25 protein-coding genes are annotated in these 26985 nt (G+C 55.1%); 13 read left to right on the top strand and 12 right to left on the bottom strand.

Annotated features, from left to right (window positions below; translation table 11 throughout):
- Positions 1 to 75: 75 nt before the first annotated feature.
- From SIC14_RS17960 to SIC14_RS17940, 5 genes are all read left to right on the top strand, one after another.
- Positions 76 to 1173, top strand: a complete 1098-nt coding sequence (locus SIC14_RS17960) for an ABC-three component system protein (RefSeq protein ID WP_412563278.1) — start codon at positions 76 to 78, stop codon at positions 1171 to 1173.
- The gene (locus SIC14_RS17955; RefSeq protein WP_412563277.1) at positions 1161 to 1652 is read left to right on the top strand and encodes an ABC-three component system middle component 2; all 492 of its coding nucleotides are present in this window, start codon (positions 1161 to 1163) and stop codon (positions 1650 to 1652) included. The genes SIC14_RS17960 and SIC14_RS17955 overlap by 13 nt, the downstream gene beginning before the upstream one ends.
- The gene (locus SIC14_RS17950) at positions 1649 to 3502 is read left to right on the top strand and encodes an AAA family ATPase (RefSeq protein ID WP_412563276.1); all 1854 of its coding nucleotides are present in this window, start codon (positions 1649 to 1651) and stop codon (positions 3500 to 3502) included. The genes SIC14_RS17955 and SIC14_RS17950 overlap by 4 nt, the downstream gene beginning before the upstream one ends.
- Before the next feature lie 518 nt (positions 3503 to 4020).
- Positions 4021 to 5304 carry an AAA family ATPase gene (locus SIC14_RS17945; protein WP_412563275.1) on the top strand — a complete coding sequence of 428 codons (1284 nt, stop codon included), beginning with the start codon at positions 4021 to 4023 and terminating at the stop codon, positions 5302 to 5304.
- Positions 5305 to 5309: 5 nt separating this feature from the next.
- A complete protein-coding gene (locus SIC14_RS17940; RefSeq protein ID WP_412563274.1) occupies positions 5310 to 6161 on the top strand; it encodes a hypothetical protein in 852 nt (283 codons plus the stop codon).
- A 225-nt stretch (positions 6162 to 6386) separates the two neighbouring features.
- Here the strand turns inward: SIC14_RS17940 and SIC14_RS17935 are convergent, their stop codons facing one another.
- From SIC14_RS17935 to SIC14_RS17915, 5 genes are all read right to left on the bottom strand, one after another.
- Positions 6387 to 6752 carry a hypothetical protein gene (locus tag SIC14_RS17935; protein WP_412563273.1) on the bottom strand — a complete coding sequence of 122 codons (366 nt, stop codon included), beginning with the start codon at positions 6750 to 6752 and terminating at the stop codon, positions 6387 to 6389.
- 144 nt (positions 6753 to 6896) lie between these two features.
- Positions 6897 to 7196, bottom strand: a complete 300-nt coding sequence (locus tag SIC14_RS17930; RefSeq protein ID WP_412563272.1) for a hypothetical protein — start codon at positions 7194 to 7196, stop codon at positions 6897 to 6899.
- 1357 nt (positions 7197 to 8553) lie between these two features.
- Entirely contained in the window at positions 8554 to 11145 is a 2592-nt protein-coding gene (locus SIC14_RS17925) for a DNA-primase RepB domain-containing protein (RefSeq protein ID WP_412563271.1), read from the bottom strand.
- The gene (locus SIC14_RS17920) at positions 11145 to 11438 is read right to left on the bottom strand and encodes a hypothetical protein (RefSeq protein ID WP_412563270.1); all 294 of its coding nucleotides are present in this window, start codon (positions 11436 to 11438) and stop codon (positions 11145 to 11147) included. The genes SIC14_RS17925 and SIC14_RS17920 overlap by 1 nt, the downstream gene beginning before the upstream one ends.
- Before the next feature lie 262 nt (positions 11439 to 11700).
- On the bottom strand, positions 11701 to 12846 hold the full coding sequence (locus SIC14_RS17915) for a tyrosine-type recombinase/integrase (RefSeq protein WP_412563269.1): 1146 nt from the start codon (positions 12844 to 12846) through the stop codon (positions 11701 to 11703).
- Positions 12847 to 13418: 572 nt separating this feature from the next.
- On the opposite strand from SIC14_RS17915, the gene SIC14_RS17910 reads away from it, so the two are divergent.
- On the top strand, positions 13419 to 14264 hold the full coding sequence (locus SIC14_RS17910) for a glycosyltransferase (protein ID WP_412563268.1): 846 nt from the start codon (positions 13419 to 13421) through the stop codon (positions 14262 to 14264).
- Positions 14265 to 14295: 31 nt separating this feature from the next.
- Here the strand turns inward: SIC14_RS17910 and SIC14_RS17905 are convergent, their stop codons facing one another.
- On the bottom strand, positions 14296 to 14502 hold the full coding sequence (locus tag SIC14_RS17905; RefSeq protein WP_412563267.1) for a hypothetical protein: 207 nt from the start codon (positions 14500 to 14502) through the stop codon (positions 14296 to 14298).
- Positions 14503 to 14774: 272 nt separating this feature from the next.
- On the bottom strand, positions 14775 to 16493 hold the full coding sequence (locus SIC14_RS17900; protein ID WP_412563266.1) for a methyl-accepting chemotaxis protein: 1719 nt from the start codon (positions 16491 to 16493) through the stop codon (positions 14775 to 14777).
- 447 nt (positions 16494 to 16940) lie between these two features.
- On the opposite strand from SIC14_RS17900, the gene purM reads away from it, so the two are divergent.
- The 3 genes from purM (at position 16941) to rnd (ending at position 19882) form a co-directional block, all read left to right on the top strand.
- Entirely contained in the window at positions 16941 to 17990 is a 1050-nt protein-coding gene (gene purM / locus SIC14_RS17895; RefSeq protein WP_412563265.1) for a phosphoribosylformylglycinamidine cyclo-ligase, read from the top strand.
- Positions 17991 to 18031: 41 nt separating this feature from the next.
- Positions 18032 to 18580, top strand: a complete 549-nt coding sequence (purN, locus tag SIC14_RS17890; RefSeq protein ID WP_412565894.1) for a phosphoribosylglycinamide formyltransferase — start codon at positions 18032 to 18034, stop codon at positions 18578 to 18580.
- Positions 18581 to 18724: 144 nt separating this feature from the next.
- Complete coding sequence (gene rnd / locus SIC14_RS17885) at positions 18725 to 19882, top strand: ribonuclease D (protein ID WP_412563264.1); 1158 nt, start codon at positions 18725 to 18727, stop codon at positions 19880 to 19882.
- An 87-nt stretch (positions 19883 to 19969) separates the two neighbouring features.
- Here rnd and SIC14_RS17880 read toward each other — a convergent pair whose 3' ends face one another.
- Positions 19970 to 20464, bottom strand: coding sequence for a hypothetical protein (locus tag SIC14_RS17880; protein ID WP_412563263.1), 495 nt, complete (start codon positions 20462 to 20464; stop codon positions 19970 to 19972).
- A 154-nt stretch (positions 20465 to 20618) separates the two neighbouring features.
- Between SIC14_RS17880 and SIC14_RS17875 the strand changes: the two genes are divergently transcribed.
- Complete coding sequence (locus SIC14_RS17875; protein WP_412563262.1) at positions 20619 to 21035, top strand: SufE family protein; 417 nt, start codon at positions 20619 to 20621, stop codon at positions 21033 to 21035.
- Positions 21036 to 21100: 65 nt separating this feature from the next.
- On the opposite strand, the gene SIC14_RS17870 is transcribed toward SIC14_RS17875, so the two are convergent.
- The gene (locus SIC14_RS17870) at positions 21101 to 21739 is read right to left on the bottom strand and encodes a DUF1638 domain-containing protein (RefSeq protein WP_412563261.1); all 639 of its coding nucleotides are present in this window, start codon (positions 21737 to 21739) and stop codon (positions 21101 to 21103) included.
- Positions 21740 to 21761: 22 nt separating this feature from the next.
- The gene (locus tag SIC14_RS17865) at positions 21762 to 22460 is read right to left on the bottom strand and encodes a corrinoid protein (protein WP_412563260.1); all 699 of its coding nucleotides are present in this window, start codon (positions 22458 to 22460) and stop codon (positions 21762 to 21764) included.
- A 227-nt stretch (positions 22461 to 22687) separates the two neighbouring features.
- Between SIC14_RS17865 and SIC14_RS17860 the strand changes: the two genes are divergently transcribed.
- The 3 genes from SIC14_RS17860 to SIC14_RS17850 all read left to right on the top strand — a co-directional run bounded on the left by SIC14_RS17860 (position 22688) and on the right by SIC14_RS17850 (position 25288).
- Positions 22688 to 23800 carry a PA0069 family radical SAM protein gene (locus tag SIC14_RS17860; protein WP_412563259.1) on the top strand — a complete coding sequence of 371 codons (1113 nt, stop codon included), beginning with the start codon at positions 22688 to 22690 and terminating at the stop codon, positions 23798 to 23800.
- 126 nt (positions 23801 to 23926) lie between these two features.
- Complete coding sequence (locus SIC14_RS17855) at positions 23927 to 24901, top strand: sensor histidine kinase (protein ID WP_412563258.1); 975 nt, start codon at positions 23927 to 23929, stop codon at positions 24899 to 24901.
- Between the two features lie 15 nt (positions 24902 to 24916).
- Positions 24917 to 25288 carry a response regulator gene (locus SIC14_RS17850; RefSeq protein WP_412563257.1) on the top strand — a complete coding sequence of 124 codons (372 nt, stop codon included), beginning with the start codon at positions 24917 to 24919 and terminating at the stop codon, positions 25286 to 25288.
- 45 nt (positions 25289 to 25333) lie between these two features.
- Here the strand turns inward: SIC14_RS17850 and bmt are convergent, their stop codons facing one another.
- Complete coding sequence (bmt, locus tag SIC14_RS17845) at positions 25334 to 26347, bottom strand: betaine--homocysteine S-methyltransferase (RefSeq protein WP_412563256.1); 1014 nt, start codon at positions 26345 to 26347, stop codon at positions 25334 to 25336.
- A gap of 153 nt (positions 26348 to 26500) precedes the next feature.
- Positions 26501 to 26818, bottom strand: a complete 318-nt coding sequence (locus SIC14_RS17840; protein WP_412563255.1) for a DUF1476 domain-containing protein — start codon at positions 26816 to 26818, stop codon at positions 26501 to 26503.
- Positions 26819 to 26985 lie beyond the last annotated feature (167 nt).

The raw sequence follows: 26985 nt of genomic DNA, 5'->3' as shown, positions 1-26985 counted from the left end.
GGTTGCGCGCTCCGATACACTCGTTATGGTGCTGGCAAAATGAAAAGATTGATTTGAACTGGATGCCTTCTCATCATGGAAGAAACTGAAGCTGCCATTGCTGAAACTGGCTCCGTCACTGAACAGTCTGCTATTGAATTTGAGAACGGGCCTAAGCTAGATCCACTCCATATTGTAGCGAGCTATAATGCAGATCAGTGGGAAGATTTTACCCATGAATGGGTTCATTCACTTGAGAGTGAGTACTTAGATACTGACCATGCCCCGGGTTCAGGCGACAAGGGCATTGATGTTGCTGGCTTTCGGGATCGCGACAGGTTTGCGGGAGCTTGGGACAATTACCAGTGTAAGTGTTACCAGAGAGCGCCACTGGGATTCAAAGATGTCGCGCCCGAAATCGGAAAGATACTGTGGTACTCTTTCTTAGGCACCTATACTGCGCCGCAACAGTGCTTTTACATCGCCCCAAAGGGCGCGTCTCCAACGCTTTCCCATCTGATTAACCATGCTCCAAATCTTAAGGAGAAGGTTTTTAGTGAGTGGGATAAAATGATCTCTCGCAATATTACAAATACAAAAGACATTAAGAATGTCGAGCTTTCAGGTGATTTCAAAGAGTATGTAGACAAATTCGACTTCCGGATTTTTCGAGCTCCCTCAACGCGTTGGGTGTTAGAACAGTTCCGTACGAACACCCCGTTTTACAACAAACGTTTCGGTGGCGGGCTTCCGGCAAGACCAAAAGCTGAGAAACCACCCGAAAAGGTTTCAGAGGCCGAGAAAACCTATGTAGAGTGCCTTTTGGACGCCTACGCGGAACACAAAGGTTTAGAAGCGGTCTCCATCAGTGACCTGAACAAATGGAAACAACTGAGAAACCATCTCAACAGATCACGTGAGGCATTCTTTGATGCAGAGGGCCTCAGGGTTTTTGTTCGAGATAAAACGGAGCCGGGCACTTTTGAATCTTTGCAGGATGAAGTCCATGATGGGGTTATCGACACCAGCGACATGCCGCATGACGATGGCTACAAGCGAGTGTTGGCCGTGACGAACACCGCTCAGAGCTTAGCTCTTGACGCACATCCTCTAAATAAAATTGCACGTCCCGTTGCCCGACGGGGTGTTTGCCACCAACTCGCCAACGATGGAAAACTCGTATGGAAGCAGTAGCGCCAGAAACAAATTCGCCTTTCAATGGTCCGGTAGAAACCGGTATGCGTGCAGTGCTTTGCTTGCACGCCAGCTTTCCTAAAGAGTTGGATATTCAGCGCCTCACCGCATTAGATTATCTCCTTGTTAGGACAAGCTTGCTTGGCGGACCGCCAGACATACATCCATCAACTCCCATCATGACACCCGTCACGCAGGTTCGGCGCAAGGCAGTTTCCGAGAGCCTTGATCTTATGATGTCTCGCGAATTGGTGGAGCGATCAATAACAGAAAAAGGCATATTTTATCGTGCAGGTGAGTATTCATCTTTCTTTGTGGATGCTCTGTGCACGAGTTACTCAGAGCAGTTACGGTATCGTGCGAATTGGATCGCTGATTATTTTGCAACGTATTCGGACGATGCCTTTGAAGATCATATGCGTAGCCTCCTGTCCGACTGGGTCTCTGAATTCCAAGACGAAACTAAAGGTGGCCTATGAGTTTTTCCGGTATTCAAATCCAAAGCATCGCATTTCATGGGCCTGAAAGGGAGGGCGCGGTAGTTCGCTTCCAAGACGGCTTAAACGTAATTTATGGCGCATCTGATACGGGTAAGTCATTCATAATAGAAGCAATTGACTTCATGTTCGGTGCCAAAGGGCCACTTAAGGACATTCCCCAATCCGTCGGATACGAGCAAATTTTGCTGGTTCTTAGGCTTTCAGAAAATGATGTGGTCACCGTCCGTCGAAGCATGAGCGGCGGTGCTTTTGAGGTCTATGAGGGGGCTTACGCATACACACTTCCAGAAGCCGAGGGAAGAGTCCTCAGTGAAACACATAGCGCAAAAGACCAAGACAATCTGTCGGCGTTCCTGTTGAACAAGATTGGCCTTAACGGAAAGAGAATTAGGAAGAACGCAAAAGACGAGACCCAAAACCTCAGCTTCAGGAATCTTGCGCGCCTTTGCATAGTCAACGAAGAAGAGATCATTCAGAAACGGTCACCGCTCTCAGATGGCAACGTGGTGGCTGACACAGCCAATACGTCGGTGTTTCGACTACTCTTAACAGGAGTGGACGATTCTGCGCTCGTTTCTCATAAGAAAAAGACCCCAGAAGAACAAAAACGTGAAGCGCAACTGGAACTTCTGGACCTGCTGATCGCTGAAGCCGACCGGAAGATAAAGGATATTAGCGGGTCGAAAGATGATTTAACCAAACAGGAAGAACGCTTGAACAATGCAATGGAAGCTAGATCCAGTTTGCTCGCGGTTACTGAAGCGCAATACCGCAAGGTTTCGTCAAACGTTCGAAAATTCATGCAACGCCGCGAAGAGAATCGAGATCGGTACACGGAAGTAGTAACGCTTCTGGACAGGTTCAGACTCCTGCGTGAGCACTACAATTCCGATATTGAACGACTGATGGGCATACGCGAGGCTGGTAGCATCATCGCTACTATTGACACAGATGTATGCCCGATGTGTGGTGCCGAAGCACGGCATCATAAAAATGGTGCGACGTGCGATAACGATGTTGCTCGTGTCACCGCGGCAGCAAGCTCAGAAATCGAAAAAATAGAACGGCGAGCCGAAGAGTTAACTGAGACAATCGGCGCGCTAACAAAAGAAAAGACCATATTGGAAGGTGCTCTTCCAAGAATCGATCAAAATTTGAAAAAACAAAATGCCGAACTGCAGGGGGTGATTGCACCCGATCTACGAAAGCTTCGGACGTCTTATAAAAAGCTGGCAGATAAGGGCGCCGACGTACGCGAGGCGTTGGGAGTTCTCGAAACAAAAAGCGATCTTCTAGATCGCAAGTCCCGGTTAGAAAGCAACAACTCGTCTGTTACGGCCCCGACTGAATCGCCAATTAGGACGCTTACAGACACAGTGATTTCACCATTTTCTGAATTGGTGCAAAATACACTTCAGAGTTGGGGGTTTCCTGGTGCAGACCATGTACATTTTGACCTTCAATCTAAGGATTTGGTGATTTCGGGAAAACCTCGCATTTCCTTTGGAAAGGGCCTTCGCGCGATAACCCAGGCAGCATTTTCTATTTCACTGTTAGATTATTGTGCAAAAAAAGATTCTGCGCATCCGGGATTTGTAATTTTGGATTCGCCTTTGCTTTCTTATAAGGAACCTGATGGCGATGACGATGACTTATCCCGAACTGATCTTAACGGCAATTTTTACCGCTTTCTCTTGCAGTTGCAGAAAAATCGCCAAGTCATCGTTGTCGAGAACACCGACCCCCCTTCCGACGTAGAGCTAGGCACACGCGTCGAGCATTTCTCCGGTACGTTGGATCAAGGTCGGTTTGGTTTTTTTCCTAGTTGAATAATTGATGCCATTCGCTTTGTGTCTGGTATCAACGCTTATCTTTCACGAACTCCTGCTTTATCTAAAAGTACCGACTTTGACGCGTGTCGCTGCGAGTTTTCGCTTCACGCCCAACGCGTCGGTGGTCATGTCTACTTCGGGCTGGCTGCGGTCACTTGTGGAGGCCCGGTCCTGACTAGGTAGCCTAAACGGGCGCTGCGTCGCCGCAAGGCGGCTTCCAGCCCAAAGCAGACGTTCGTTCCGCACCTGCATTAGATGGCCCTGCCTACTGATCGGGCGGGAACGAGACGTTCGCTAAGTATTGCGGCAACGTCAGGAATGAGCAGCAAAGCAGGCTTTGCAAATTCTCACACGCTTTTCTAGAACGACTTTGCAGCCTAAAGTTGTCAAGAAAGCAGTGTCCGCGGCTCTGCACATTCAAACGGATTGGCTAGCAGCCAAATTTCCCAACAAGGCTTGGTTCAATCTACAGCTTTGGATACAAAGGAGCAAAGGCTCAAAATTGGATAGGACCTATGTACTTACGTCGGCTGAAAATTCAAAATATCCGTTCTATTGAAAACTTCGAGCTGCGCTTCTCCGAACAACAGGCCGCGGGTTGGCATGTAATTCTAGGCTCCAACGGATCGGGAAAATCTAGTATTATCCGCTCACTTGCCCTAGCATTTACTGGGCACAAAGAAGCTGCTGCGTTGCGCCAAAACTGGAATACTTGGAAACGCGATGGTACGACGGATGCTTCGATCCATCTTCAGTTTCAAGTGGATGATTGCGACATTTTCGAAAAACGCGGTCGTCGAGCGAAAGACACAGTAGATGTCAAGCTACTCTTCAAAGAGATAGAGACTTCCATTGGTGGCCCTCGCGTAGAAGTGGTGGCTGGAGACGGGCAGCAAGCGGGTAGCCGAACGATTTGGGGCACAAACAATGGCTGGTTTTCCACCTCTTTTGGCCCTTTCCGACGTTTCACGGGAGGTGATCAAGCTTATGATCGCCTTTACTATTCCAATCCGCGCCTTGCTCCGCATCTTTCGGCTTTTGGCGAGGATGTAGCGCTATCTGAAGCACTGAGGTGGCTCCGCGAACTCCGTGTGAAGCAACTAGAAACTGGTGAGGAGGAAGGGACCTTACTTGATCATCTTGTAGACTTCTTGAACGTATCAGAACTTCTTCCACATGGTGCGCGGATTGCGGAGGTTCGTAGTGAAGAGGTTATCGTTAAAGACGCCAATGACTCTCAGGTGGTCGTCGAGCAGCTGAGTGATGGCTATCGCTCCGTGCTTTCTATGATCTTCGAAATCTTACGGCAAATGACACGCTCCTATGGTGTAAGTGCCGTCATTGGGGCGCTGGACAGCGATGCAGGCGCAGTTCGCTTGCCAGGCGTCGTCGCAATTGATGAAGTTGATGCGCATTTGCACCCCTCATGGCAGAAAGAAATTGGCCCTTGGTTTACTCGCTGCTTCCCGAAAGTACAGTTTATAGTAACGACACACAGTCCAATTATTTGCCGAAATGCCAAGACCGTTTGGCGCTTGGCAACCCCGGGAAGCGATGAACAATCCGGTCTCATCGAGGGCGTGACATTAAATCGCCTTATCCATGGGTCAATTCTGGATGCCTACGGAACAGAGTATTTTGGTCGTGATATTGCGCGGTCCGAAGAGTCCATGAAATTGATGAAAGAACTGGCCACCCTTAACCGCAAGGCACTTAAGAATAATTTAAGCTCCGCAGACACCACGCGGCTAAAAGAGTTACAGAGCATGCTGCCTACCTCAGCCGCAACCCTGGGCTAATCGCAATGCTCAAAATTCAGGACAGAATCCTAGATGAAATTTCCACAGCCTTTCTCACCGAAAAGCAGGCGCTAATCGATAGCAGCGGCGATTATCCCAAAATGGTCTTAACAGCCAAATCTGAGTGGGAAAAGAAAACCAACACAAACAAAGGGAAAGCGGCCTTAAAGTCAATTCGAGAGACGCTCGGAAAAATGTGCGTCGGGTCACAGCGTTGCGCGTATTGTGAGGACTCTGCGGCAGATGAAGTTGAACATATCAAACCGAAAAACCTTTTCCCCGAAGACACTTTCAGATGGTCAAACTACCTGTTTGCTTGCGGCCCCTGCAATGGGCCTAAAAATGATAGGTACGGAACGATTGATGCCAATCAAGTGATCGAGTTCAAGCGAGGTAGACATGATCCCGTTGTTCGGCCTCCTTCCAACCAATCAGGCTTTATCGACCCACGCCGTGAAGATCCATTTGAGTTTCTGGAGTTGGATCTAGGGGGCACAACTCCAAACGGAGACGTGCTGCAGGGTACCTTCGAAATGCTAGCACGAGATGATCTGACCCCAGCCAAAAAGGCTCGCGCCGAGTTCACTATCAGTGTTCTGAATCTAAACAGGGAAGTTATCCGTAAGGCACGTGAGACTGCCTTCGGTGGCTTTAGAGCCCGAATGATCGAATATGTCCAAAAAAAGGAGAACGACGAGCCAGAAGTTACTCTTGAGGGTTTAAAGCTAAGCATATTGCAAACACCGCATCTCAGTGTATTCGAGAATATGAGGCGACAGCGAGACTGTTTACCTGAAGTGGCTGGCCTTATTGAACGTGCACCAGAAATTCTGACGTGGGATGTCGTGCCTGTTTGACCTTTGGCGCTATGTTTCCAGTGGCTACTCTGTTTTCACGCAATATGGATAGGTCAACAATATGACTGTTGGCCTAAAGCGCATTTTATCGTACGTGAATACCGCTGAGAACTGTCGGTTTTCGTAGTTTTAGCGAGGGAGGCCCGGGACTTGCGCTGGTTTAGGCCGTGACCGCTTTGAGCTGGCAGCTGCCGTTAGATGTAAATTGCGGCTAGGACCGCAAATTCACTTGTTTTCCAGTGGAAAAATGATGTCCGGGAATTTTGGACGGATCAGGTCGATTAATCTTTCGAATTGCTTCCTTCCCAAAAATCGGCCCGTCGTTTCGGCGCCACGAAACAATTCCGCACTTCCGAGATGCATTTTGAGGCCCACAAACCGGTCCCTGCCGCCGACACAGTGAGCGTGAGGACTTGAAGGAAACGGGTCGGCATCGAACTTGTGTACTCGCCAAACTTCGCCTTTGACCTTGTAGTCTTTCTCAACCAGCCAACTGTCTTGGCTATCACAAAGTGCCATTTGCTCGATAGCTATATCGATGTAATCATCGGTTGCTTCTGATAGCACAACGCTGCCACGTTCATCCATCATTGGTTCACCTCATCACATTCGCTCCTGCCGCGATATCAGACGATCACGGTTGCCGGAATGCAACCCTAAATCGGATGACTGGCTAGGTTGACGCATTGCAACATTCCTAGTGCTAGGCGAAGCTATGAAACGGGCCGGACTTTCTTAGGTGCGAAACTTGTACCCGTATTTCCGAAGCCGGGTCTTTGCCCGTTTTAGCTCATCCGGTGAAAAAAGCTCATGCCAAATGGGGTTTTCTAAGACCATGGCCTCCACAGTTAAATCCAGCCGCCCTTTCTCATAAAGTGCTGTGTATCCATCACTAGGCTTGCTTGCATTGATCAAGGTTCGTGCAGTCTGGATACCACCATTGTCGGAAAGCATCCGAAGAAAGACTGAGGCGCTGTAGCCTGCTTCCCTTTTGGCGCGCTCGTAGATGCTGAACATTGCTTGATCAAATGTCATTTCTGCTAAACCCTCGCAAGCGTCATTTTTGGTAACATAATTCAACTTCAAGCTTAGCGTTCAGCAAAGGTATTACAAGGTCTGCTTTTGCAAAGTCCGCTTCCTGCGCATTGCCGACCTTGGTGTTTGGCGCAGCAAATGGCTTCCACTCTAGTAGGGACTGAATGGCCGCTTTGGCCAAGTCGAAGATCTACCTACGCAACCGCAGCGAACTTCTGCTTCCCGCCCTAATTACAAAACAGTTATGTCCGCTTTGGGCTAGGAGCAGCCGCTACGCATAATTCGTACCGAAGCCCGCATAGTGAAGACAACAGCCAATCGAGCCGGTTGCAGCGAACGGAAGTTCCGAGCCCATACATTCTTAAAACGAGCACGAAGTTCGAATGCCTTGCGGGGTTCTTTGCAATCTTATTGAACACTAATCGTGTGTTTCGCATAGCCATCATCCAGCAGACAGCCCATTCAAAGCAAAGATTTTTTCGCGCACCGCCCCGCGCAGCGCCTGTCTGGACAAAACCAAAATTAGACTACCAAAACGACGAAGGCCAGCTCGAAACCTCAACGGCAGCTTCGTCCGCCTCTCTACCGTTCGAACCTGATTGCAGGCTGCGCTCGCAGCGAAGGGCGGATTCCTCCCGTGAGGGTGCGGCATTCAGCCACGGCGACTGCCGCCAGATCCGCGACTTTGCAAAGATCGCAATCTGCGCAATGTCGACCTTGGTGAGCAGCGCAGCACGCGAACTTCAAGATGTGTGAGGCTGGCAGATTGGCCGCTATTCTCCTGTCTCAGGAGAAACCATTGCGGATGAGGCTAATGAGAGCTCGCGCTCATTCTTGTTGTGATGCTCTGCCCGCTTTTGCCTACTGAAAATCTTTGCCCCTAACTATGGAGCGGCTGCGTTTTCCGCATGGAAAAACTGGAGGGGCAACACTTTTTAGACCAGTTTTGCTTTCATGCCGAGCAGGCTTTGCGCTTAAAGTTTCTCGTATGTTGTGACAATCAGACGTGCGGCATTAAACTTTACTGGTAGAGTGGAAAACCAGGTTGCTTAGCGATGATAGTGGCATTTGAGGATGCGTTGTGACCGCCGTGACATCATGTGACCGCTTGTAGTCATATGTAAGATTTTGAAAAGTAACAAATTTTTCTTGAAGTGACGCAGGTGACAAGCAATTTTCTTCTTCTAATTTTAGGAGAGAAAATAGAGGCTACTGGACTAAAAAGTAGGGCAGATGGTAGGAAACTGATGCTGCGTGTCATCGGTGTCATTGGTGGCAAGTATCTATAAATAAATTGTTTTTTGTTGCCCTTGAGTTGACGGGGGTGACACACGTGGCGCCACCCCTGTATAGCTTGTCAAGGCGCCTTTAGAGTGAGCCCGACGAGCCGTTTTTTACTGGTGCGACGTTGGACACGGCTGATGCCCCAAGCTTCTTCAATACCTGGCCAGAGCCGCTGAAATTGACCGCTAAAGGGCAGGCGGTTTTGGTCCCAGCTAGGAAGATTGAAGGCGGGAAGATCACCGAGAGCGGTGTTTAGCTCGCTAACCGTGCCTTCCCAAGACTGATTGGGCTGTTTTTCCAGGAATGCGCGAAGGCGCAATGCAACCGGGTTTTCTTCAAGAAGGCGGTGTGCTTCGCTCTGCTCATTCGCGACCAACGCTGCCATACATAGGCCGACGGGCCAGCCCATCCCGCGTGCCACAGCCTCGGCAATGATTGCAGCATCAGACAGGCGCGGGGTTTCCAGGGCACCGCTTTCACATTCGGATGTTACCTTGGAGAGATGCGAAAGGCCGCGTGCGAGAGTGTCGTACAGCGCACCGAGCAGTGCAGGATAATCTTGTTTCCATTTCTCATTCAGAGACCGCTCGCTGAGGCGATGTTTCCGGGAAATGGGCGCACAGTCAAATTGCAGTGTGCGCTGAGCCAGATCTGGCAGGCGCACGATGTCTGTCAGAACGCTGGTAAAGATTACTGTCGCTTTGGCCTGGAAAATCGCGCGATCCGCGTCGGTGTAGAGTTTGCGCGCAGCGTGGGCGCTTCCGGAAGCGATTGCGCAAAGCACATCGGACTTCGCTTTGCTAACGCCACTGGCGTTATCAGCGACGAGATTCAGGCGATTATTTACGATGTTGAAGATCTTATCGGCCTCGGATGGGAGCGTTGCACTGACTGCGGCAGCATCCGGGTCCGTGAGATCTGTCAGGCGTTTGGCGAGAGTTGTTTTGCCCGAGCCTTGTTGACCTGAGATCATCAGGTGAGGCACGGTTCCAGGACGATATAGCGCCGCTGTAAGAGTGCAGAGAAGGACCGCACGCTGACGGACGCCCAGATCTTTAGCATCGCTTGTTTTGGAGAACGGGGCGAGCGGGATGTGTTGTTCCAGCATATCGAAGAAGTCTCTCCCGCTTGTTGAGTTTGCTGGCATCGGCATGGGTAGGCCGCCTAGCCGTTCAGCCATTGCAATTGGGGCGTCTTTGAGTGGCAGAGCAGACCAGCCACCTTCATCAATGCGAATGGCTTGACCATTGTTCATGAGGTTGACGTAAACGGTGGGCTTGCCATCTGATTGGGTTGTATCCGCTTGCCGAAAGCTTACCTCCACGCGCTCCTCGTTGGGCGAAACGGAGTTAATAAGGTACTCAAAGAGATTGCTGGCGCCGCTGCCAGTCAAATTGTGCCCAAGTTGCGCGCAGATTTGCAGGATCGCCCGGTCTTTGTTGCTGACCGAGTGCAGGCGGCCATTGTAAGACAGCCAAATCGCCCCCTTGAGGTCTACAAGCAGCTGCCCCTCTTGCAGCAGTGCTAGTGCGCCGCGTTCAAAAGCTGAAGGGGCAATCTTCTTTTGCTGCTCTGCGATTTTTTTCGCTGCCGAGCTTGTGAGCGGGTTTGCGTCGCTCAAAACCTTGAATTCGAAACGCTTTGCAGTTGGAGGGAGGCCTACTGAGTTTTGACCAGCCTTGTTCAAGGAGGCGACTTCTTCCTCATAGCGACCGCGGATCAAACGCAAAAAATCCGGTGTCTTTAGTTCGGAGCAGGACGCATGGTGACAGTAGCACTCCCCGCCTGAGCCGATGAACGAAAAGCCTGTCTCGGCCCGCGCACCGTGTTCCGCGAAGTTCGGGCAGATCGCGTCCACAACGCCCTTCACGCGCTGCTTAGGCTCAAGCCCGATCACAGCGGCCATTTGCACCATAGCGTCGTCCATGTCCGCGTCACGTGGACGGGAACCACCGCCCGCCGCAGCCATGGCCCCGGACGTTTGGGCCGAAAGCGGGACGTCAGCGTTGCGCCAATCATCCCGGCCAATCAGGACGCGCCCGATTTGGTCCAGCGTGGCCGACTTTTCAGGCGAACAATCGGTATAGCCCACGGCGGGCGAACGGCCCTTGTCGGTGCGATAGTGTGGTTTCGAGTTGTGGCCCCATGGAAGGCGCAGGTAACGGGTGCTGTCGTGCAAGGCGTCGGTCAGGCCGCGCTCAATCATGTAGGCCCGGATCAAGGCAAGCCCGGTGTTGTGTTCCGGGCTGCGCGTGTCGCCTTCCAGCTTCCAGAGCCACGTTTCGTTGCCGGGCGAAGTCTCAATGCGGAAGGTGGGTTCCGGGAACCCCTTCAAAAACATTTCCGTCCACAAAGCGGGGTCCACCTTGGTTCCAATGTCGTCCGCGTAAAGCAAGGGCTGCGCGACAACCGCGCCAAGCGTCCGGCGGTCCGCATTGGTTTCCAGCAGGCCAGCGGTAAAGTAAAGGTCCGCCTCGTTCACGTCCGAAAGGCGCGTTTTGAGGGCGTCGAGGCCCTGCATCCCGAACCAGTAGGGGTTCGCGGTAATGTCGTCAAAGCCTGTTACCCAGACGTCTTTGACGTTCTCCTTCCCGAAAATCACTTCAAGAAAGTTCTCGCAAACTGTCCACCCCGAAACGGATGATTGATTGGTAGCTGGTTTCATTAAACTTTACCCCCTGCAAACTCGGTGGCCGCAGGAAGAAGGGCTTGAACTTCTTCAGCAAAGTGTTGAGGCATTTTCGCAAAGAGAACGTCATGATCACCTTGCGGCATGCGTGCGAGGGCTGCAGCCCATACTTCGCTTGAGCGTGGCTGACGTTTGCCCTGAACGATTGTTAGCTCTAGGCCCCAGCGCAACATAGTGCGTGCTGAAACTTTGAACGCAAGCTCAGATACAGTAATTGCGTGTTGTGCAATTGGTGCCCGCTGGGGTGGGTTGGAGAGTGGATAAGGCATAACATAGTCCTGTGATGGGAAGACGCTTTGGTTTTCTCAAACGCACACTGCACCTGTTGCTTGCTCCAGCTTGTATTTGAGAGCTTGGAGAAGCGATTGGATTGGTGGGCGCTTTTACAGGCACGAGAATGTTATCCTTTCCGTGAGAGCTTCCTTCTTCCTATAAGCTACCTTGGAGCGGCTATGTTGTACATTGTTTTGTTTTGTTGACTAAATATAGTGGTTGTGAAAAATACTTCTGCTCGCCGTGGTCACGGCGGGATCAACATTCGTTCGTCAAACACATCAAGATTTCTGACCATTGATCCATGACCAGACGCTTCTGCTCGATCATAGATGAATGCTGATACCGGCGAGCTACGTCGTTCAAAGAAGTAGCGCCTACATGGTTCAGGCAACGGTCGATGATAACGGCATCTACGCCTTCGTCTGCGCAAAGTGTTGCAAAGGTTCTGCGGATGTCATGGAAGGTCCAATCAGATACGCCGCTTTTTTCGTCCAGCTTGGCTTTATACTTGGACCAACCTCCGAAAGGGGTGACACCAGTACGGCCAGCAAACACCAAATCGGTTTCTGCCTTCTTCGTTTCCACTTCCTTAAGTACTTCTAGAGCCATCTGATTTAGGGGTACAAAATAATCGTTGCCGGTTTTCGTGCGCTCGCCAGGAATGGTCCACAAGTTGCCTTCTACTTCAGACCATTTCATTCCTGCCACTTCATTGCGACGCTGGGCGGATGCAACCATCATCTTTGTCGCTGCGGCTGCTACATGTGTCCCCTGCGACTGAACCGCTCTCAAAATGGCCGCTAGTTCTTGCTTGCTTAGATATCGGTCACGTTTGGCGGTTTGTCCCACACGCAAAGTAAGAAGATCTGGGCTTACTTCGCCACGATCATATGCCCACTTCAGGAAAGGGCGTAGGTAACGAATGGAAAGGTCAGCAACAGAAGGCGCGGATTCCCGATGTTTGTCATTGCATGCCAGCAGCTTGGCCTTGGTCAATGCCGGGAGTTTTTCTTGAAGGAGGCAAGCGAATACATTGCGGATGACTCTTTCGGCGTGATCGATGGTCCGAAGGTCGCTGCGTTGGGCTGAATAGATTTTTAGCGCTTCGTCAAAGCTTCTAGCCTTCTTAAATTTCTGGCGCTCAGCGCGCTGAGCGAGGACATCTCCACCAGACGCTTTCGTGATAGCAACTGAGGCGATCTTAGCATAAGCGGCTTTGCGAGCGGCAACCGCTGACAAGCCTGGCCAGCGGCCGATGGTGTCACGGATCCGGTGGCCGTCCACACGGTGGCGCAGTGTCCAGGTCGCACTTTTGCTATTCCCACGGAGTTCTAGGCCAGGAATTTCGGGATCTTTAAGGGTGGCTCGCCCGATTGGCGGGAGATCTGTCTTCGGGTGCACTCAATTTCTCCAATGTGGGTCCCAGGGGGGTCCCGTTTTGGGACCCGAAATGTCTAAGGTGCATTCTGATCCAATAGCGTCCAAATGGGGTGTAGTCAAAGGGTTTGTCTGTTAAGTATTTGTTTTATTTGTGATTAGAGGGGTGTTTGGATCGGTTTAGTCAAGTTTGGCCGGTATTGCCTATGTGAGGAATTGTTGACTGTTAATCAATTGGTCGTAGGTTCGATCCCTACCGCCGGAGCCATAAAAAGCCCTTAAGTCTCAGCGGCTTGAGGGCTTTTTTGTATTTGTGGATTTGACAGTGTTGCTGCTGGGCCCGTCGGCGACGGATGGCGGCTTGATCCTTGTTGGATTGATCTTTTTACCGCACCGAGATTGGTTTTGAGGGGGCGCTGCTCGACTACGGCAGGAGATGCAGTCTTGGGGTGTTGTGGGGGCACCACATTCGCGTGTTGTTGAAAGACCGGCTGTAATTCTTTTGCGGCGCGCCTCATTTGCGTCTACTTTCGTATGCATACCAAAGAGAACGCAGCGTAGAGCAGACAAAAACGCGCGGCAGTGAGGCAGATCCGATGCATATGATTTACATGATGCGCTATTCCTTCTTTGGCCATTCTGGGTGGCGCTCAGTGGCCAGCGGCGATCCGGCAAAACTGTTTGATCCCAAAAGGCTGGATGAGCGTGAATACTACCTACGCAAGGTTGCGCTGGCGTCATTGCGGGACCAGGCGGATCAGGATTTCGAATTGGTTGTGCTGAGCAGTTCACTGATGCCTGCAACCTATCAAAAACGTCTCAAGGACATCTGCCACGACATGATCGGTCCAAGGGCGCGGGTGATTTTTGAAGACCCCGGGGTGGTGGCGCGGAAATTCCACCGTTACCGGATGGCCCATTTCACCCGCTACGAAAACACGGCGCAGATTGTGTTGGATGATGACGATGCTCTGGCGGTTGATTTCACCGGCGACCTACGCGGTGAGGCAACCGCGGCTCTGGCGCTGCGCAAGGCGGACGGGCCGGAATATTGTTTTCTGTCTTTCCCGCGTGGGCTGACAGCGCAGTTTGAAGACGGGCGGCTGGATCTGATCGAACGCAATGTGCCGGCGACCAACCTTGGTCTGGCTCTGGTAGGGCCGACCCAAACCAACCGCAGCCCGTTTCGGGTGGCGCATTACAAGATCCTCGAGCGGCGGCCGGTGCGGGTGGTCTACACACAGGAACCGCAGTATCTGCGCTCGGTGCATGGCTCAAACGACAGCAAAGCGCGGCGCGGGGACACGCTGGTCGACCCAGAGGCGATGCCGCAGGTGTTGCGGGCGTTTCCACTGCTGAAGGATTTGCGGGGGGATTGGGAGATGGATCAAACCCTGCGGAAGCTGGCGAAAAATCCTGCGCAGGCCTATTCGCCGGCTTAACAAGGCCCGTGTTGGACGTGTCGGGATCGTCCTAGTCGATGATCAATGACAGGGCCGAGCCCAGGGCAATTGCCGCGGTGGCAAGGCCTACTATCAACAGAGGCTTGAGCCAGACATTGGCCTCTTTCATTGCGTCCTGTTCATCTGCTCCGCGGCGGTCCTGTTGCGCCTGCTGCATACGGGCGCGTTGGTCGCGTGCGATGCGCTCTTCCTCGCGCTGGCGGCTTTCGTCCTTCATGCGGTCCCTCCCTGATAGCCCCCGCAGAAAATTGCGATTTGAGGGGGCAGGGTGTTGCATCAATCGACTAAAATACCCGACTGGAATGGAAGGGCAATCACGACAATTCCATTCAATTTGCATCGATACCCTATCCCAAAGTGTAGGGTCTCAGGCGCTTGGGTCAAGCCTGCGGAAATGTCAAAAAACCAACTTGGTTAACCTGTTGAAAAAACAAGAAGAGCGCGACCGGTTTGGCCGCGCTCTCGTTTTGGACCCGTTAATCCAGCCGCTTATTCGGCGGCGTATTTGTTGTGGTTTTCGTCCTCAAGCATCTTCTGCACCTGGGCTGCCACTTCCGGGCTCAGGCTGGAGAGGTCAAAATCCGCCATTGCGGCCGCTATGCTGCCCCCGGTTTCGCGCAGTTTGAAGCGGGCAAGCTGCGTGCGCATCATACTGGTCGAGGAGGAAAGCTCTTCCGCGCCTGTGGCCAGCGAAGAGGACTCGGTGTCGGTGGTGGAGGCGGTAGAGGCGATTTCGCCCACCGAGTTCGAGATATGGGACACCGCAGCCTGCTGTTCGCGGGTGGCGACGTTGATCTCATTCACCAGCGTTTGCACGTCATCAAAGGCATCGGACAGGGACCGGAAAGACGTGTCCATATCGTTGGCGATGTTGACGCCATCGCGGATGGCCTGGGTTGAGTCTTCGATCAGCGAGGTGGTCTCCTGCGCCGCTTTGGCAGACCGGCCGGCAAGGTTGCGCACTTCCTGTGCCACAACCGCAAAGCCGCGACCGTATTGGCCTGCACGTGCGGCCTCTACGGCAGCGTTTAGCGCCAGCAGGTTGGTCTGGAAGGCGATCTCATCAATGACCTTGTTGATCGACGCAATCGAGCGCGCTTTGGCGTCGATACCGTCCATTGCCTTCAACAGATTGGCCATGGTTTCACTGCCATCAGTTGCGGTCTGACTGGCAGAATTGGCCACTTCATGGGCGCGGGTCGCCGCATCCGAAGTGGCGCGGACCATGCTTTCGGTCTCATCGAAAGAGGATGAAATCTCATCAATCGCTTTGCTTGTGCGTTCAGCGCCAACCGAAAGCGTGGAAGAGGAAGACGACACCATGTCAGAGGACTTGGTGATCTCCTGAATCTGTGTGCTCAACTCACCGATCATATGGCTGACATCGCCAAAGGCTTGGTCAAAGCCTTCCAGAACTTCGCGGTATTCACCCTGGAACTTGCCGGTTTCAATCTCGATCGCCAGATCGCCGTTCACAATCGACTGCGAGGCTTTGCGGATCTCGCTGGTCAACCCGTGGAAACTGTCCCGCACCGCGTTGAAACTGTCGTTGATATAGGCCTTCTCGCCGGGGAACTGTTCCAGTTTGTGGGCAAAGTCACCGCGGGCATAGGCCTCTACGGCTTCGATCATCTGGCTCTGGATGAACATATGGCCACGGACCATGGCGTTTACCGCTTTGGAAACTTCGCTCAGGCCCTCAGGGTAATTGGCCGAGGTAATGAAGGTGCTGGTCTCGCCGCGCTCATGCGCTTCGCCCATCGATTTCACGTCAGACAGGAAACTGTCCAGATCCTCAGTCGCCTGCATTTCGGCGGTGCGGTCCTGCCATTCGACCACGATGGCGTCCAAAGTGCCGTCTGCCTTGAAGTTCGGCGAGGCGTGGAAGGCCAGATGGGTGGTGCCGATCTTGAACTTGCCCAGATGGGTTTCGCTCAAGCCGTCGATCAGCTGGTGCTGATAGGCCGGGTTTTTGTGAAACACGTCGATCTTCTGGCCGACAATATCGCCGGCATCAAAATGCGGCAGGTCGCCCTGAATATCGGCTTCCAGACGTTTGAACATCTCATAGCCGACTGAGTTGACATATTGGATGACGAGGGTGTCGTCGCACACCATGATCGGGCAGCTCAGATGTTCATAGGCCTGATAGGCCGACTGCTGCGACAAATCACTGGTGTCACTGGTAGTGGGGTCTACAGTTGACATCGTAAGGTCTCTTTACTGGTTAACGGGCGCAGAATTCCCTGCAGACTAAAAAACGTCCTGATGGCAGGGTGTCTTAGTTCGAAAGACGCACCAAGAGTTGTGCCGCAGCGCCCGTATCTATCGATAGTGCGGTTGCTGTGCCGTTTGTGAGGCGGGGGAGTGGTGGCAGAGTGAGAGGTTCCTATAGAAAAACAAATACTTGCAGCCTCATTGGGGCATTCTGGATGTATGTTTCCCGGAAAAGGGGATGATTTGCTTACCTATCCTTATGCGCAAGAAATTCCCTTTGCGGTAGGACCTTCGGCCTAGCGCGGCATGGACAAAAGCACAGTTCTTTTGCATCTGCAGCAAGAATGCGCGGGATCGGGCCGACATGAACGTGGACATGCAGGCCACATTGGTCTATCGGAAGCGCCAAATTACCGGCGATTTACGGGGGAACGTGAAATGAGCCAGGGCAAGAACGGTCTGACCTATGCAGACGCGGGCGTGGATATCGATGCAGGCAATGCGCTGGTCGATCGGATCAAACCTGCGGCGAAACGGACCGCGCGGTCCGGCGTCATGGCAGGCCTCGGCGGCTTCGGCGCGCTGTTTGATCTGAAGGATGCGGGCTACAAGGACCCCATTCTGGTTGCGGCCACCGACGGCGTGGGCACCAAGCTGCGTATCGCCATCGACACCGGCAATGTGGACACCATCGGCATCGATCTGGTTGCGATGTGCGTCAACGATCTGGTCTGTCAGGGCGCTGAACCGCTGTTGTTTCTGGACTACTTTGCCACCGGCAAGCTGGAACTGGACAGCGCCACCCGTATCATCAACGGCATCGCTGCTGGTTGTGAGCAGTCCGGTTGCGCCCTGATCGGCGGTGAAACCGCGGAAATGCCCGGCATGTACAGCGAAGGTGACTTCGACCTTGCAGGGTTTGCCGTGGGCGCGATGGAGCGCGGTGCAGACTTGCCTCTGGACGTGAAAGCCGGTGACGTACTTCTGGGCCTCGGCTCCAACGGGGTGCATTCCAACGGCTATTCGCTGGTGCGCAAACTGGTGGAGGTCTCGGGCCTTGGCTGGGACGCAACCTGCCCATGGGATGACAGCCAGACCCTGGGTGCAGCCCTGCTGGCACCGACCCGTCTTTATGCGAAACAGGTGCTGGAGGCGATCCGCGCCGGCGGCGTGCATGCGCTGGCTCATATCACCGGCGGCGGCCTGACCGAAAACCTGCCACGTGTGCTGCCTGAAGACCTGGGCGCCACCATCGACCTCAGCAGCTGGGATCTGCCGCCCGTGTTCAAATGGCTGGCCGAAACCGGCGGCATGGAAGAGGCTGAAATCCTCAAAACCTTCAACTGCGGCATCGGCATGATCCTTGTTGTGGCCGAAGAAGAGGCCGAGGCGCTGACCAAAGTGCTGGAAGCGGCCGGTGAAACCGTGACCAAACTGGGCGCGATCACCGAAACCGCAGGCGTCGCCTATGAGGGTTCGCTGCTGTGACCAAACGGGTTGCGCTGCTGATTTCGGGCGGCGGCTCGAATATGGTGAAACTGGTTGAAAGCATGCAGGGCGACCACCCTGCACGCGCCGTTCTGGTTGGGTCCAACGATCCCGAGGCAGGAGGCTTGAAAAAAGCCGCTGCCATGGGAATCGATACCTTCGCCGTGGATCACCGCCCGTTCAAAGGGGACCGTCCGGCCTTTGAGGCCGCTTTGCAGCGTCAGTTGCAGGCTGCGCAGCCCGATATCATCTGTCTGGCCGGTTTTATGCGGGTGCTGACCGAAGGTTTCGTGCGCAACTGGGAAGGGCGAATGTTGAACATCCACCCCTCGCTGCTGCCGAAATACAAAGGTCTGCACACCCATAAACGAGCGCTTGAGGCAGGTGATACCGAAGCCGGCTGCTCCGTGCATCTGGTCACACCGGAACTGGACGATGGCCCGATCCTGGGGCAGGCGCGGGTACCGGTGGAGGCCGAGGACACAGCTGACACCCTGGCGGCCCGTGTGCTGGTGCAGGAACACCGTCTCTACCCTGCGGTGCTGGAACGGTTTGCGGCGGGCGATAAGACGCCAATTCTGGTGGATTAAGCTCGTAAAAACACGCATTGCCCCGTTTTGGCGGCTTTGCAACCTTCTGCGAATGGCGTATGCCTATCCGAACCTGCCTGTCTGGCAGGCTGATCCCCGTGGGATGACCCCACACCCCTAAAAAATGAGGCGAAAAGCTCTCTGATGAAGACGATTACAACGACCGAGGCGCTGGCTGAATACTGTGCAGAGGCCCGCAACCACCCCTATGTAACGGTCGATACAGAATTTCTGCGCGAACGCACCTATTATTCGAAACTCTGCCTCGTGCAGCTGGCCATGCCCGGCACCACCGATGAAAACGCGGTGTTGGTGGATCCGCTGGCGGATGGCATTTCGCTGGACCCGCTGCTGGAGCTGTTCAAAGACACCAATGTTGTCAAAGTCTTCCACGCCGCGCGGCAGGACCTAGAGATCTTCTTTGTGGAATCCGGTGTCTTCCCCGAGCCGCTGTTCGACACCCAGGTTGCGGCCATGGTTTGCGGCTTTGGCGAACAGGTGGGGTATGAGACGCTGGTGCGTAAGATCGCCAAAGAGGGGCTTGATAAGACCTCGCGTTTCACCGACTGGTCGCGCCGCCCGCTGACCGATGCGCAGAAGAAATATGCGCAGGCAGACGTGACCCATCTGCGGGTGATCTATGAATATCTGGCCGCCCAGCTGGCCAAAACCGGCCGCGATGCCTGGGTTCGCGAAGAGCTGCGTATCCTGACCAACCCCGACACCTATATCGTGAAACCGGATGAGGCCTGGAAACGGGTGAAAACCCGCACCTCGTCTGGCAAGTTTCTGGCAGTGGTGCGCGAGCTGGCCAAATTCCGCGAGGCCTATGCGCAGGAACGCAACGTGCCACGCTCGCGGGTGTATAAAGATGACGCTCTGGTGGAACTGGCCTCGACCAAGCCGGGCAATATGCAGGATCTGGGACGTTCACGCCTTTTGTTGCGCGATGCCCGCAAAGGCGACATCGCCAATGGCATTCTGGCCGCCGTCAAAGCCGGTGTAAACTGCCCGCCCGACAAGATGCCCAAACCGGACACCAGCAAGGACAAGCTGCAGGTGAACCCGGCGCTGGCCGATCTGCTGCGGGTCCTGTTGAAGGCCAAGACCGAACATGTTGGCGTGGCCTCCCGTCTGATCGCCCCTGCGGCTGATCTGGATGCAATTGCCGCCGGAATGCGCGATGTGCCCGCCCTCAGCGGTTGGCGCAAAGAGGTCTTCGGCGACGATGCGCTGCGCCTGTGTAACGGCGAAATCGCCTTGGCCGCCAAAGGCAAAAACGTAAAGATCATCTCGCTCTGATTTTTACGGATCACACCAAAACAAAAGGGGCCGCGTGGCCCCTTTTTTCGTTCCTGCACCGTGTTCGTTCTAGCACTGCGTCGAAGATTACCTGCGTCGGCTGATCAGGCTGTTTTCGGCGCCCACCACCTGAACCGAACGGCTGCGCTCCAGCTGTTGGTCGCTGACAAACACAGCCACCGTCATGAGGCGGGACCGTTCAGTGCCCACCGCGGTAGAAGAGGGCAGGGCACGCAGCTCATAGGTCAGCACCCCTTCAAGCGGCTCACCGTTGTTGGTTTCTTCCAGACGCACATCCCAGGGCCCCTGGGTGGCAGCCAGGCCTGTCACCCGCAAAATGGCACCGCCGGGCAGACGCTCCAGTTTCATCTCGCGGACAACCGGAACCAACTGGCCTTCGTAGACATCGGTCTTACTGGAAAACAGGCTTTGTTTCGGGATCAGCGGATTGATCTCAGCCGTGGCATCCGGCGCTTCGATCCGTTCGGCGCGGCCAAACCAATTCAGCGGGTTCAACCGCGACTGGCCACAGCCCGCCAGAAGAACCGAGGAAATCAGAAGCATCGAAATGGATTTATGCATGGGCCTGCCTGTCATCGCTTTGCATCCGAACTACCCTATCCCAGCGCCGTTGAAAAGATGCTTGCACCGCTGCGCCGGAAATGGCGCGCTTTGGGCTGGACCTTTGGCAATTGCCCGCCTAACTGGGAAGGGCAGACAGAAGGAGCCCAAGACAATGGCAAGCGCCGCTTTTGAAGAGATTGTTGAGGATTTTGAATTCCTGGACGACTGGGAAGACCGCTATCGTCATGTGATCGAATTGGGCAAGGCCATGAACGGCCTCGATGCGGCGCTGCAGGTGCCCGCCACCAAGGTGGACGGCTGCGCCAGTCAGGTCTGGCTGCATCCGGTGATCGAGGGCGGCGTGTTCCGGTTTGAAGGCGACAGCGACGCGATGATTGTGCGCGGTTTGATTGCGGTCTTGCACGCGCTGTACAACGACCTGCCCCTGGCCGAGGTCGCCTCGGTTGACGCCCGCGCCGAGTTTGGCCGTCTGGGGCTCAACGATCACCTGTCTGCACAACGTTCCAACGGGCTGCGCGCCATGATCGACCGGATCCGCGAAACCGCTGCAGCCGCGGCCGCAGCCTGAACCGCTTTCTTCTTGGGGCAAATATTCCGGGGTTTGGGGCAGCGCCCCAATCCGCCCTCAGGGCGTCACGGTTTCAGCGCGGCCATCACCGTCGCCAGATCGCCATAGCCGGTCTGACGCCGCTCGTAGGTTAGTCCCAGCGCCTCTGCTGCAGCTTCGGCTTTGGTGTCGAGGCTCGGATCTTCTATCTGTGCAAGATAGACCAGCTTTTCGTAATTGCCGAAATACATCTCAGCCAGTTCCGGATGCCGGTCCAGCCCCAGCGGTTTGACCACAAAGGTGTCAAACTGACGGGCCAGAAAATCGGTCAGGTAGAAACTTGTCACCTCGCCAGCCTCGGCAAAGGCTGCATTGCCGCTGAAGAAACTATAGCAATGCGGGCCGGCGATCATTTCGACACCTTCTTCTCGGCACATCGCCTCCAATCCGCCGCCGGTGCCGCAATCGGCATAGGCCAGAAAGATCTGTGCATAGGTGTCGCGATGTTTGCTGATCGCCTCTCGGGCGGCGTCTGTGATGCGGTCGGGGTGGTTGTGCAGGATGGCTGGCAGGCAGGTTAGGTCCAGATGATCCCAGCCGTTCAGCTCTTTCAGCGCCAGGACCTCGCGCGCCAGTGCGCCACAGGCGATAATCAACACACGGCCCCGCCCCTGAACAGGAGGCAGGGCCGCATTTGTCAGCTCTTGATCGTCGGGCAGCAGCATGGCGTGCCTTTCCAATCGCGCGTCAGGCGCTCATCTGGTTGTGTTTGCGGGCGACGAAGTCTTTGGCCATTTCGACTGCCACAGCCGCGTCGCGACAGTAGCCGTCGGCCCCGATGGCTTTGCCGAACTCTTCGTTCAGCGGCGCGCCGCCGACCAGCACGATATAGTCATCGCGCAGGCCTTTTTCGATCATCGTGTCGATCACAACCTTCATATAGGGCATGGTAGTGGTCAGCAGCGCCGACATACCAAGGATATCCGGCTGATGTTCGTCAAGCGCTTCCAGATAGGCCTCAACCGCGTTGTTGATGCCAATGTCCACCACTTCAAAACCGGCGCCTTCCATCATCATCGACACAAGGTTTTTGCCGATGTCGTGGATGTCGCCTTTCACGGTGCCAATGACCATCGACCCCATGCGTGGCGCACCGGTTTCGGCCAGCAGCGGTTTCAGGATGGACATGCCGCCCTTCATCGCATTGGCTGCCAGCAGCACTTCGGGCACAAAAAGGATCCCGTCGCGGAAGTCATGGCCCACAATGGTCATGCCGCCAACCAGTGCCTTGGTCAGGATGTCATAGGGCTGCCAGCCCCGTTCCAGGAGAATATTAACCGCTTCTTCGATCTCTTCCTTGAGACCGTCATAGAGGTCGTCAAACATCTGTTGGACAAGTTCTTCGTCATCGAGTTCCGACAGGATGATATCGTCTTCTTCCGACATGGCGCGTTTCCTTCGCAGGCTTGTCAGGGCAAGCGGTGTTGGCGATTGGGGGGTGAACGGTGCATGGGATGCCCCGCTTTCTCCCCATCTTTGGCGGGGAAAAGGGGGATTGGTCTGGGCAAATTGCGACTTGGCACGATGCAGTTGCGACCTGCTGTCGCGATTTGGGGCGTTTTTTGAGGGGCTTGGCGGTTTGGTAACGGCGAAACTTGCTATTTGTTCACTAAATGTTCTATTTTTGCACGATGAAACACGCTGCGCCCCCACCAGAAATGCCGATAGCCTCTGATCGCCGCAAAGGACGTGGCGCGCTCAGCAATGACGCTGGCCGGTTTGAGGGGCTGAGCCGGATGCCGTTTGAGGATGGTTGGACACCCGAGGAAGAGATGCGGATCCGCACCGAGGTTCGCATCGAGAAGCCGCGCAGCTTGATCACCTACAACCGCTCGCCGGACCTGCCATTTGACCGCTCGATCAATCCTTATCGCGGTTGTGAACATGGCTGCATCTATTGCTTTGCCCGCCCCACTCACGCCTATCTGGGCCTGTCGCCGGGGCTGGATTTTGAGACCCGGCTGGTGGCGCGTCCCGCCGCGCCCGAAGTATTAGAGAGGGAGTTGCGGGCCAAGAGTTACAAGGTTGCCCCATTGGCGATGGGCACCAATACCGATCCCTACCAGCCGATTGAGCGGGATCTGAAAATTGTGCGTAACTGCTTGAAAGTTCTGGCCGATTTCAAGCATCCCCTGGCGATTGTGACCAAGGGCACTTTGGTCGAACGCGACATCGACATCCTGCAGCAGATGGCGCAGCAGGGGCTGGTGCGGGTGGGCGTGTCGCTGACCACGTTGGACAAGGACCTGAGCCGCCGGATGGAACCTCGCGTGCCATTGCCGCGACGGCGGTTGCAGATGATCGAGCGGCTGGCGCAAGCAGGCATTCCGGTGCGCCTGATGGCCTCCCCGATGATCCCGGCCCTGTCCGACCCAGAACTGGAGGCGATCTTGAAGGCAGGGCAGGCGGCGGGCGCGACCTCGGCCAGCTGGATCATGCTGCGGCTGCCGCGGGAAGTGTCACCGCTGTTCCAACAATGGCTGGAGGAACACTATCCCGACCGTGCAGGGCGGGTGATGGCGCGGCTGCGGGAAATGCACGGGGGGCAGGCCTATTCGGCGCAATGGGGCAAGCGCATGCGCGGCGAGGGGCATTATGCCCAGATCATCGCCCATCGGTTCAAACTGGCGGCCAAACGTTTGGGGCTCGACGAAAAGCAACCGACGCTGCGGACCGATCTGTTTCACCCGCCGCTGCGAAAGGGCGACCAAATGCCCCTAATTTGAGAGTGGTCGCGCGCGACTACCGCATCGCGGGAATCTGAGCGCTCTCAAAGGTTTAGGTTTTCCGAAAGTTCTGGATTTACCGTAATTTCCACGTGTAGGCTGATGGGCACAGCAATGGAGACGCCCATGCGCAAATACCTGCCGTCACAGAAATGGCGTGATCTGGCGATCATGATCGTGGTTCTGATCGTGGTCTGGATCCCCGCCTCGGAGATGGAGGCGTTTGAGTGGCTGTATAATTATTCCCGTGAGCATGAAGACTGGGAGTTGGATGAGATCATCCTTTTGGTTCTGCTGCTGCCATTACCGCTGGCCTGGTACGGCGTCAGGCGGGCCCGCGAAGCCGCACGGCTGGCGCGGCGGTCGCTGGAAAACGAACGGGACCTCGCCCATGCGCGCAAGATTGACAGTCTGGGCACGCTGGCGGGCGGTTTGGCCCATGAGCTGAACAACCAGTTGCAGCCAGTTGTGGGGCTGGCGGAGCTGCTGGAAACCCAGACCGCCGACGATGATCCACGCCGCAAACAGGTGGAAATGATCCTGGCTGGGTCGCTCAGGGCCCGTGACTCTGTCGATAAGGTGTTGCGCTTTGCCCGTCGCGAAGCGGCCAGTTTCAAGGTGACCGACACCAGCGAAGCCATGCGGGCGTTGGTTGACCTGATGGGAATGAGCTGCCCCAGTTCGGTTGCAATGAAAACGCAGATTGCGGATGGGCTGCCCGCCACCTCGATGCCGTGGAACGATGTGGAAAGTGTGGTGATGAACCTGTTTTCCAACGCGGTTTCGGCGATGGAGGGCGGGCAGGGCACGCTGACGCTGACTTTAGAACCTTCGGCCAGTGACAGTCCGATTGGTGACAAAGCTGCGGCCCTGTTGTCAGTGTCTGACACAGGCATCGGGATTCCCGCCAAGTCGTTGGAACGGATTTTTGAACCCTACTTTACCTCAAAGGACGTGGGCGAAGGCACAGGATTAGGATTGTGGCAGGTCCAGGAGTTGTTGCGGTCCGCCGGCGGGGCGATTGAGGTCAGCTCAGAACAAGGGGTGGGCACCGAAATGCGGGTCTGGCTACCGAAAGCGGCGCCCTCGGCGGCGGCATAGGGAAAGGGAGAGGCAATGGCGACGATACTGCTGATCGAAGATGATGAGGCTGTGCGTGTGACCTTTGAAATCATACTTGCCAGCGATGGCCATGACGTTGTGGTGGCCGAGGATGGCAATGCCGGGCTGAAGATCGCGGGCAGCCAAAGGTTCGATCTGGTCATCACCGACATCATCATGCCCGAACGGGACGGAGTCGAGGTGATCAACGCGTTGCGTAAAGCGCAGGCGGATCTGCCGGTGATTGCGGTTTCCGGCGGCGGGCGCTCTTCATCAATGGATTATCTGGGCATTGCCAAAATGCTGGGCGCCGCGGCGGTGCTGGCAAAACCCATCGGCTCCACAGAATTGCTGGCAGCCGTCAAAGAAGCGCTGCCGACGTCCTAGACGGGGCAGCGTTCACGTTTTTATAAACTTAGGGGCAGGCGCCGATCAGCTGCGGCGGCGGCGCGAACGGCGGGCTGGTGCGGGTTCATCTGCACCGGTGCCATCCGACGACGAAGAGAACCCACCCAGCTTTTCGGCCACATCTTCCAACGACGGGCGCGGGCCTCGCTCGCGGGTTTCCAGCGCCGCGCGCATTGCAGACAGATGTTCCGCCATGGTGCCACAGCAGCCGCCGATAATGGTGGCGCCCGCGTCACGGGCCAGAACGGCATATTCCGCCATCAGCTCGGGGGTGCCGTCATAGTGGATGTGGCCATCCACGTATTTCGGAATGCCGGCGTTGCCTTTGGCAATGAACGGACGGTCCGAGCCATGTGCCGAGAACCCCAGCACGGTGCGCATCAGATCCGCAGCCCCAACACCACAGTTGGCGCCAAAGGCGAGTGGCGGGTTGGCCAGGCCCTCGACCATATCCACCATCTGCGCCGAGGTGACGCCCATCATGGTGCGCCCGGCGGTGTCAAAGCTCATGGTGCCACACCAGGGCATGTCTGCACGGGCAAAGGCTTCGGCGGCAGCTTTGTATTCTTCGGGGGCCGAAATGGTTTCCAGCCACAGCACATCGGCGCCACCTTCTTTCAGGCCCTCGGCCTGTTCGTGGAAGATCTCGACCGCCATCTCATGGGTCATCGGGCCCATCGGGGCAAAAATCTCACCGGTAGGGCCAACGGAGCCGGCAACAATGATGTCGCGGTCAGAGGCATCTGCAACCTCGCGGCCAATCTCGGCGGCCATGCGCGACAATTCACGGGCGCGGTTGCCCGCGTCATGCAGTTTCAGCCGCGAAGCATTGCCGCCAAAGCTGTTGGTCAGAAACAGGTCGCTGCCCGCATCCACGGCCAGTTGATAGAGTTTCTTGATCCGGTCGGGATGCTCTTCGTTCCACAGTTCCGGCGCGTCGCCCGATTGCAGCCCCATATTGAACAGATTGGTGCCGGTTGCACCATCGGCCAGCAGCCAGTCGCGGGTTTCAAGAATGCGGGAAAGGGCGTTGCTCATCGTCGTGTCCAATATGCAGATGGGGTCCCCGTCCTTAACGGAGGGATTCGGAGGAAGCTATAGAGATAGGATGTAAAACCCAAGAGGCTTGGCCAGAAACGACAAAACGCGGCGAGAACCGCCGCGTTCGTCACTTGATCACGGGGCAGGCGGTTAGTCTGCTTCCTTCATCATCTCTTCTTTGGCCTGCGCCAGATATTCGGCGCGTTTACCACGGATGACGTCGACGTCGATCTTTTCTTCCAGATCGGCCACCACCTTGCGGATCACGTCTTCGTGGCCGGCTTCTTCGAAATCCGCTTTGATCACGGTCAGCGCATAGGCCTCGGCCTCTTCGCCGGTGATGCCCTGCAGCTCGGCCGCCCAGAGACCCAAGAGTTTGTTGGCGCGGGCCTCGGCTTTGAATTTGGTTTCTTCGTCATGAGCGAATTTTGCTTCGAATGCGGCTTCGCGGTCGTCAAAGGTGGTCATTAACTTTTCCCTTTTTTTAATAGTCTTATGACATATAGGAACGCCGTCTCACATGATACAGATCAAAGGCCAGCGACGCTAGCCTCCTGCCTGTGATCCCGCCGAATTTGTCACGGCCTCTCCCTAAGACAGGGGGCAGATGCTCCGTTTGTGTAGGGAGAGTGAGG

It is taken from the genome of Thalassobius sp. MITS945101 (genome assembly GCF_047123305.1).
Lineage (GTDB): Bacteria > Pseudomonadota > Alphaproteobacteria > Rhodobacterales > Rhodobacteraceae > Thalassobius.
Note: the sequence above shows the minus strand (reverse complement) of the source record. Positions and strands in the feature narration are given on the sequence as shown.